Origin of the sequence: Pseudomonas sp. P1.31 (genome assembly GCF_001269815.1) — a bacterium.
Taxonomy (GTDB): domain Bacteria; phylum Pseudomonadota; class Gammaproteobacteria; order Pseudomonadales; family Pseudomonadaceae; genus Aquipseudomonas; species Aquipseudomonas rustica.
Genome location: NZ_LHVN01000039.1, coordinates 70,035 through 76,848 on the forward strand (window position 1 = coordinate 70,035; position 6,814 = coordinate 76,848).

Annotated in this window: 5 protein-coding genes; 4 read left to right on the forward strand and 1 reads right to left on the reverse strand. The window is 58.2% G+C overall.

All coding sequences use genetic code 11. The features are described from left to right. Positions 1–66 precede the first annotated feature (66 nt). The 3 genes from AD669_RS25000 (at position 67) to AD669_RS25010 (ending at position 3,080) form a co-directional block, all read left to right on the forward strand. Entirely contained in the window at positions 67–1,107 is a 1,041-nt protein-coding gene (locus AD669_RS25000; protein WP_008084160.1) for a low specificity L-threonine aldolase, read from the forward strand. 314 nt (positions 1,108–1,421) lie between these two features. Then, complete coding sequence (locus AD669_RS25005) at positions 1,422–1,955, forward strand: transposase (protein ID WP_053124543.1); 534 nt, start codon at positions 1,422–1,424, stop codon at positions 1,953–1,955. 300 nt (positions 1,956–2,255) lie between these two features. Continuing rightward, positions 2,256–3,080 carry an NAD(P)-dependent oxidoreductase gene (locus AD669_RS25010; RefSeq protein WP_053124545.1) on the forward strand — a complete coding sequence of 275 codons (825 nt, stop codon included), beginning with the start codon at positions 2,256–2,258 and terminating at the stop codon, positions 3,078–3,080. 211 nt (positions 3,081–3,291) lie between these two features. On the opposite strand, the gene gbcB is transcribed toward AD669_RS25010, so the two are convergent. Further along, the gene (gbcB, locus tag AD669_RS25015; protein ID WP_053124547.1) at positions 3,292–4,392 is read right to left on the reverse strand and encodes a glycine-betaine demethylase subunit GbcB; all 1,101 of its coding nucleotides are present in this window, start codon (positions 4,390–4,392) and stop codon (positions 3,292–3,294) included. 294 nt (positions 4,393–4,686) lie between these two features. On the opposite strand from gbcB, the gene gbcA reads away from it, so the two are divergent. Continuing rightward, complete coding sequence (gene gbcA, locus AD669_RS25020) at positions 4,687–5,982, forward strand: glycine-betaine demethylase subunit GbcA (protein WP_053124549.1); 1,296 nt, start codon at positions 4,687–4,689, stop codon at positions 5,980–5,982. Positions 5,983–6,814 lie beyond the last annotated feature (832 nt).

Here is a 6,814-nt window from a genome sequence, read left to right on the forward strand (position 1 = left end):
TTCGGTAAAGTGCGCACCATCATTGACCACGAGCCTTCACAAGAGTCTCGACCACGGAAGCCGGCCATGACCGACAAGAGCCAACAATTCGCCAGCGACAACTATTCCGGTATCTGCCCTGAAGCCTGGGCTGCCATGGAACAGGCCAACCACGGCCACCAGCGCGCTTATGGCGACGATGAATGGACCGCGCGCGCGTCCGACCATTTCCGCCAATTGTTTGAAACCGACTGCGAAGTGTTCTTCGCCTTCAACGGCACCGCCGCCAACTCGCTGGCCCTGTCGTCGCTGTGCCAGAGTTACCACAGCGTGATCTGCTCGGAAACCGCCCACGTCGAAACCGACGAATGCGGCGCCCCGGAATTTTTCTCCAACGGCTCGAAACTGCTGATCGCCGGCACTGAAAACGGCAAAATCACCCCGCAGTCGATCCGCGAAGTCGCCCTCAAGCGTCAAGACATCCACTACCCGAAACCGCGCGTAGTCACCCTGACACAAGCCACCGAAGTCGGCAGCGTCTACACCCCGGAAGAAGTTCGCGCCATCAGCGCCACTTGCAAGGAACTGGGCCTGCACCTGCACATGGACGGCGCGCGCTTCTCCAACGCCTGCGCCTTCCTCGGCTGCTCGCCAGCGGATCTGACCTGGAAGGCTGGTGTCGATGTGCTGTGTTTCGGCGGCACCAAGAACGGCATGGCCGTGGGTGAAGCGATTCTGTTCTTCAACCACAAACTGGCGGAAGACTTCGACTACCGCTGCAAACAGGCCGGGCAACTGGCGTCGAAAATGCGCTTCCTCTCGGCACCGTGGGTCGGCATTCTCGAAACCGACGCCTGGCTGAAATACGCGCGCCACGCCAACCACTGCGCGCAATTGCTGGCAGAACTGGTCAGCGACATTCCCGGCGTCGAACTGATGTTCCCGGTGCAGGCCAACGGCGTGTTCCTGCAACTCTCGGAACCGGCCATCGCCGCGCTCACCGCGAAGAACTGGCGCTTCTACACCTTCATCGGCAAGGGCGGCGCACGCTTCATGTGCTCGTGGGACACCGAAGAAGAACGCGTCCGCGAACTCGCCCGCGACATCCGCGAAGTCATGTCCGCCTGACCTGACGCCAGCGCACTGATCATTCCCACGCTCCGCGTGGGAATGCCTCCCGGGACGCTCCGCGTTCCTGCTCCACCACAGATGTAAAGCTGAGCACCGCTATGACGCAGAGCGTCAATGGCTGCATTCCCACGCAGAGCGTGGGAACGATCTTCGGCCGAGGATGACTTTTCCCACCGTAATACCAGACTTCTCTTCTAGCGCGATCATCCCACCCGCCTCACCCTGATCGTTCCCACGCTCCGCGTGGGAACGCCTCCCGGGACGCTCCGCGTTCCATTCCCGTCGCACCGCAAGATTCAAGGAAGAATCCCATGGGCCGAAGCCGCTACACCATTACTGAAACCGACAAACCGCATTTCCTGACTTGCACGATCATGGAGTGGTTGCCGTTATTCATCCGCCCGTACATCGTCGACCACCTGCTCAACTGCTGGCGTTATCAACAGACCCACCATGACTTGAAGCTGTACGGCTACGTGATTCTGGAAAACCATCTTCACTTCGTCGCTCAGGCGCCCGACCTGAACAAATGCCTCAGCCAATTCAAATCTTTCACCGCGCGACAAATCATCGATGATCTGCAAAGCAAAGGTGCCGACAAAGCCCTGAAAAGTCTGCGCTTTAGCAAACGCGCGCATAAGCAGGATCGGGTGTACCAGTTGTGGCAGGAAGGTTCACACGCAGAAATGGTCTACAGCGAATCGGTGATGCGTCAGAAGCTTGAATACATCCACAACAATCCAGTGAAACGCGGGTATGTGGACTTGCCAGAGCATTGGCGTTATTCGAGCGACAGGGACTACGCGGGAATGCCGGGGCTGATTGGGGTTCAGTGCTGGTATTGATGGGACGCAGAGCGTCCCGGGCTGCATTCCCACGCGGAGCATGGGAACGAGCAAATTGAGTCCGCCCGACCTCCGCACTGATCGTTCCCACGCTCCGCGTGGGAATGCCTCTCGGGACGCTCCGCGTTCCAGCCTCACCACTGTCGACATCCTTAACACCGCTATGACGCGGAGCGTCGACGGCTGCATTCCCACGCGGAGCGTGGGAACGATCATGGCGGAGACAGCGTTCCCTGATCTGCTTGGTCTACATTGTCTGTCGAGCCCTTCGCTCATATAACAATAAGCAGGAGCATCGGCATGTCGTTACAAGGCAAAACCCTGTTCATCACCGGCGCCAGCCGTGGCATTGGCCGTGAGATTGCGCTGCGTGCCGCGAGGGACGGGGCCAATATCGTCATCGCGGCGAAAAGCGCCGAACCCCACGCCAAACTCCCCGGCACCATCCACAGCGTCGCCGCTGAAGTCGAAGCGGCGGGTGGCAAGGCGTTGGCGTTGCAGGTGGATGTGCGTGATGAGGATGGCGTGCGCCAGGCTCTCGCCCAGGCCAACGAACATTTCGGCGGCATCGATGCGCTGGTGAACAACGCCGGGGCGATCAAGTTGACCGGTGTGCAACACATCGAACTGAAACGTTTCGACCTGATGCACCAGATCAACACCCGCGCGGTGCTGCTGTGCAGCCAGGCCGCCCTGCCCTATCTGAAAAAATCCGCCGGGCACATTCTCAACCTGTCGCCACCGCTGAATCTGGCGAGCAAGTGGTTTGCACAGTTCAGCCCTTACACCGTGACCAAGTACGGCATGAGCATGCTGACGCTGGGGATGAGTGAGGAGTTTGCCGGTTACGGTATCAGCGTGAACTCGTTGTGGCCGCAGACGATGATTGCCACGGCGGCGATTGAGTTTCAACTGGGGAATCGCGAGTCGTTCAAGCAGGCGCGTCTGCCTTCGATCATGGCTGATGCGGCGCATGTGATTCTGGATAGCCGCGAACAGCGGATCACTGGGCGGTTGTTGATTGATGAGGAGATTTTGCGCGAGAGCGGTGTGACTGAGTTCAATCACTACCGGTTTGATCGGGAAAGCGAGGCGGCGTTGATGCCGGATTTGTTTGTTGACTGAAAAAGCCCCCTCACCCTAGCCCTCTCCCAAAGGGAGAGGGGACTGATTGGGGGATATTTGAGGATTTCGCCGACATGAAACTGCTTTGCCGAATCCATAATCGATAAGGTCTTTCAGGTCGATGTAGAGCGCCAGACACCTCGGTCGGCCCCCTCTCCCTCTGGGAGAGGGCTGGGGTGAGGGGCAAGCCGTACGCAAAAATTCGCCCCCCTCAAAACTCGATACGCACATCACCTTTAGGCACACTGCAGCACGACAAAATAAACCCTTCGGCCTCGTCGTCCTCGGTAATCCCGCCGTTGTGCTCCATCTCCACTTCGCCGCCCAGCTTCAGCACCTTGCACGTCCCGCAAATCCCCATCCCGCAGGCTTTCGGAATCATCAACCCAAGTTTGGCCGCCGCCGCATGTACGGTCTCGCCCGGTGCCACACGGATGCTCTTGCCGGACGAGGTGAACTCGACCTGATGCAGATCGGCGATATCGATTTCCGGTGCATCGGCTGCCTGTTCCGCCTGCTCCACCGCATCGGCACGGGCCTCGGGCGGCGTAGCGCCGAACGATTCCTCGTGATAACGCGACATGTCGTAACCGGCCACTTCCAGCAACCGCTTGACCGCGTTCATGTACGGCGTCGGCCCGCAGCAGAACACTTCGCGTTCAAGGAAGTCCGGCACCATCAGTTCCAGCATCTTGTGGTTCAGGTAACCGCGATACCCCGCCCACGGCTCACCCAGGCCGTGCTTTTCACAAATCAGGTGCAGGCTGAAGTTGTCGATCCGCGACGCCATATGCTCCAGCTCGCGGTGGTAAATGATGTCTTTCGGCGAGCGCGCGCTGTGGATAAAGGTCATGTCGACGTTGGCGTTGGTGTCGTAAAACCAGCGCGCCATCGACATGCACGGCGTAATGCCGACGCCGCCGCTGAGATAGAGGACTTTCGGGCTTGGGAAGTCGATGGCGTTGAACAGCCCGACCGGCCCGTGCACCGCCAACTCCTGCCCTTCATGCAACGTGTCGTGCAACCAGTTCGAGACCTTGCCGCCCGGCACGCGTTTGATCGTCACCGAAAAGCTGTACGGCACCGACGGCGAACTGGAAATGGTGTACGAACGCATGATCGGCTGGCCTTCGATTTCCAGCTCCAGGGTCACGAACTGCCCGGGCTTGAAGAAGAACAGGATCGGCTGATCGGCCATAAAGCAGAAGGTGCGCACGTCCCAGGTTTCCTGGATGACTTTGACGCAACGGACGATGTGTCGGCCATTGGCCCAGGTCTGGGTGGTGACCGGATTCAGGAAGCTGTTGGACATGCTGTTCTCCACGGCCGACTGTCGGCCTCATGTCGGCGATTCTGCGTATAGCGCGAACCGCCCGTTTACCTATCCGCGACATCGGCATACTTATCGCGACCAGCCCCCAACCACCGGGGGTTGCGCGTCGGGAACAGATTGCATCATGTCGCCCATGGATAAGGTTGCGCCCCGCGCCGGGCCCACACTCGCCCCAACACCAAGACAGATTCTTTACACCTTGCGTAGCCACTTTGCAGCACCCCTGATTAGCCACATTCGCCGGCCACGTAGAGGGCCATGAGGATCACATCGATGGACGTCACCGCAAAAATCAGCCTGGGCGATCCGCTGGAACCCGCACGCAAGGCCACCGCGCAAATGCTCCAGGAGCGCGAGCGCACCTTTTCGCTGCCACAACCGTTCTACAGCGATGAACGCCTTTTCGATATCGACATGCAGGAGATCTTCCAGAAAGAGTGGTTGATTGCCGGCATGACCTGCGAGATCCCGGCCAAAGGCAACTACCTGACCCTGCAGATCGGCAAGAATCCGATCATCGTCATTCGTGGCGCCGAAGGCGTTGTGCATGCGTTCCACAACGTCTGCCGCCACCGTGGCTCGCGTCTGTGCACCAGCGAGAAGGGCAAAGTCGCCAAACTGGTCTGCCACTATCACCAGTGGACGTACGAGCTGGACGGCCGCCTGCTGTTCGCCGGCACCGAAATGGGCGCCGACTTCGACATGAAGCAGTACGGCTTGAAACCGGTGAACGTGAAGACCGCCGGCGGCTACATCTTTATCAGCCTGGCCGAGAACCCGCCGGCCATTGATGACTTCCTGTCGACGCTGAACCATTACATGGAACCGTACGACATGGAGAACACCAAGGTGGCGATCACCACCACCTTGATGGAAAAGGCCAACTGGAAACTGGTGCTGGAAAACAACCGCGAGTGCTACCACTGCAACGCGTCGCACCCGGAACTGCTGAAAACCCTGCTGGAATGGGACGACGTCACCGACCCGCGCGCCGATCAGGCGTTCAAGGATCACGTCGCCGCCTCCGCCGCAGCCTGGGAAGCCGAGAAGATTCCTTACGCCCACGCGAGTTTCGGCCTGCGCAACCGCATCGTGCGCATGCCGCTGCTCAAAGGCACCGTGTCGATGACCCTCGACGGCAAACAGGGCTGCGCGAAACTGATGGGCCGGATCAAGAACCCGGATCTCGGCTCGATGCGCATCCTGCACCTGCCGCACTCCTGGAACCACTGCATGGGCGACCACATCATCGTCTTCACGGTGTGGCCGATCAGCGCGCAGGAAACCATGGTCACCACCAAGTGGATCGTGCACAAAGATGCGGTTGAGGGTGTTGATTACGATGTTGATCGCATGCGTCAGGTGTGGGATGCGACCAATGATCAGGATCGGCGTCTGGCTGAGGAGAACCAGCGCGGGATCAACTCGACGGCGTATCAGCCTGGGCCTTATTCGAAGACCTATGAGTTTGGCGTGGTGAATTTTGTTGATTGGTACAGCGAGCGCTTGCTGAACAACCTTGGGGCCGAGCCTGCGCCTTACCTCAAAGGTGTCCCGGTTCAGGGCTGAGCAAGATCAAAAGATCGCAGCCTTCGGCAGCTCCTACAGGTGGAATGCGTTCCACCTGTGGGAGCGGGCTTGCCCGCGAAGGCGTCCTGACAAACACCACACCCCTAAAGGCAGATTGCACAATTTCTGATCAACCACCCCACACCCCATAACCACCAAGCCCCCCAGCCTTCCGCAAACAAGTTATCCACACACCCACCCACAGCAAATGGGGACAACTGTGGATGACTCGGAAAATATCCCACTGATTTGCAAAGAAAAACCGTGACTTATCCAGAAGTACGGTTTTGAAAACACATTGATCGCTTTTTGATCAACAGCCTGCAAGCCACGCCATTCGTGGCCTTCAGCGGATGGCAAACACCTTATCCACAGAAGCACCAACAGAGATCGGGGGTAACTTTGCGTCTGCTGTGGAAAAGCCCTGAAGACTGCGAAATATCAAGCCCTACGGGCAATTCATCGAGTCAAAAGCGCGAATTGATCAGTTATTGACCAACTCTCTGAAAGCCGCGTTATATATAGCTCTCAGGGGTTAGCGAACATCTTATCCACAGAAGCGCCAACAGAGATCGGGGGTAACTTACGCAGTTATCCCGCAGAAAAATCCCGTAAAAACCGTAACTTAGGCTGGTTGTTTTTTGATCTGCGGTCTGCAAGCCACGGCAGACATGACTTGCAGCGAAGGGTGAACACGTTACCCACAGACTGACCAACAGGGATTGTGTGTAAACCACATTATTCCTGTGGAAAACCCCACTGACCTGTAGGAGCTGACGAGTGCAACGAGGCTGCGATCTTTTGGTGTTGGTATTTGAAAACAAGATCAAAA